This is a genomic window from Methylocucumis oryzae (genome assembly GCF_000963695.1).
Classification (GTDB): Bacteria; Pseudomonadota; Gammaproteobacteria; order Methylococcales; family Methylomonadaceae; genus Methylovulum; species Methylovulum oryzae.
Window position 1 is genome coordinate 1 of record NZ_LAJX01000370.1, and the last position, 1,531, is coordinate 1,531.

The following is a 1,531-nucleotide window of genomic DNA, read 5'->3' on the forward strand; positions in this document are numbered from 1 at the left end:
GGTTTAAAAAATCAATCAGCAAATCTTTGCTGGCTTCTTCGCCAAATAAGCGTTTAAAACCAAAGTCGGTATAAGGATTAAGGTACTTCGCGCTCATAGCTGCTCAATCTCGCTGGAGCTTAAGCCAGTGATTTTGGCGATTAATTCGACACCTAAACCTTCGGCTAGCATGGTTTTAGCCATGGCTTGTTGGGCTTCGCGTTGGCCTTCTATTTTACCTTCTAATTTCCCTTCTATACGTCCCTGCACTAACCCTTGTGCTAGCCCTTTGACTATACCTTTATTTAGTCCATCTTCAAATGCTGTTTCACTGACGTTTTCCACATCCCAATACTCCAATAAGCTTTTTTGGTAAGCGTCAAATTGTTTAGCACTTAAATGGGCTAATTCAGCGATTTCAAAACCTTTTTGGAAAATAGGCTCGTTTAAAATGGTCGGAATATGGTCTAGGCTCTCCAGATGTTTTAAGAAATATACCCATTTATCAAAATGCGTCGCTAATTCATGTTCTTGCTTGGTAAATAATGGCATTTGTAAAAACTTAAAATGCAACTTGTCAAAAAACACGTCGCCATCTTGGTCTTTTAAACACACATCCCGGCGAAACTTTGCCAGCTCTTCGGTTTCATCATAGCGAAAATTGAGAATGGCAATGCAATACACCGGCATCAATTCAAAATTCCACACCCCTTTTTGGGCTTGTTCTTTGATTGGAAAACGTCGAATAAAACAACGCCCGGTCTTTGAAAAAAGTTCAGCCGCGCTTTTTGCATTTCGACGATAAAGCGTTGACCATTACGCGCTTGGCAATAAATATCAAAAATCGCTTTGCGCTCTTTCGGCGTGCTCGGTAGTTTTTCTGGATTCTTAAAGCTCAGTTCGGCGATTTGATGATGCGCCGGTAATAATTGGTTTAAAAAATCAATCAGCAAATCTTTGCTGGCTTCTTCGCCAAATAAGCGTTTAAAACCAAAGTCGGTATAAGGATTAAGGTACTTCGCGCTCATAGCTGCTCAATCTCGCTGGAGCTTAAGCCAGTGATTTTGGCGATTAATTCGACACCTAAACCTTCGGCTAACATGGTTTTAGCCATGGCTTGTTGAGCTTCGGCTCGCCCTCTTACTAAGCCTTTATTTAGTCCATCTTCAAATGCCGTTTCACTGACGTTTTCCACATCCCAATACTCCAATAAGCTTTTTTGGTAAGCGTCAAATTGCCTAGGGCTTAAATTTGCTAACTCGGCGATTTCAAAACCTTTTTGGAAAATAGGCTCATTTAAAATGGCCGGAATATGGTCTAAGCTTTCCAGGTGCTTTAAGAAGTACACCCATTTATCAAAATGCGTCGCTAATTCATGTTCTTGCTTGGTAAATAATGGCATTTGTAAAAACTTAAAATGCAACTTGTCAAAAAACACGTCGCCATCTTGGTCTTTTAAACACACATCCCGGCGAAACTTTGCCAGCTCTTCGGTTTCATCATAGCGAAAAAATTGAGAATGGCAATGCAATACACCGGCATCAATTCAAAA

The 1,531-nt window shown here is 40.6% G+C and carries 4 protein-coding genes; all 4 read right to left on the minus strand.

Annotated features, from left to right (window positions below; genetic code table 11):
* A partial coding sequence (locus VZ94_RS33025) for a PD-(D/E)XK nuclease family transposase (RefSeq protein WP_192828703.1) occupies positions 1-97 on the minus strand: 97 nt, incomplete at its 3' end.
* Entirely contained in the window at positions 94-687 is a 594-nt protein-coding gene (locus VZ94_RS31330) for an Rpn family recombination-promoting nuclease/putative transposase (RefSeq protein WP_275575360.1), read from the minus strand. The genes VZ94_RS31330 and VZ94_RS33025, both read right to left, overlap by 4 nt.
* Positions 669-1,007, minus strand: coding sequence for a PD-(D/E)XK nuclease family transposase (locus VZ94_RS31335; RefSeq protein ID WP_275575361.1), 339 nt, complete (start codon positions 1,005-1,007; stop codon positions 669-671). Before VZ94_RS31335 ends, VZ94_RS31330 begins: the two co-directional genes overlap by 19 nt.
* Complete coding sequence (locus tag VZ94_RS21730) at positions 1,004-1,510, minus strand: Rpn family recombination-promoting nuclease/putative transposase (RefSeq protein ID WP_045780847.1); 507 nt, start codon at positions 1,508-1,510, stop codon at positions 1,004-1,006. Before VZ94_RS21730 ends, VZ94_RS31335 begins: the two co-directional genes overlap by 4 nt.
* Positions 1,511-1,531 lie beyond the last annotated feature (21 nt).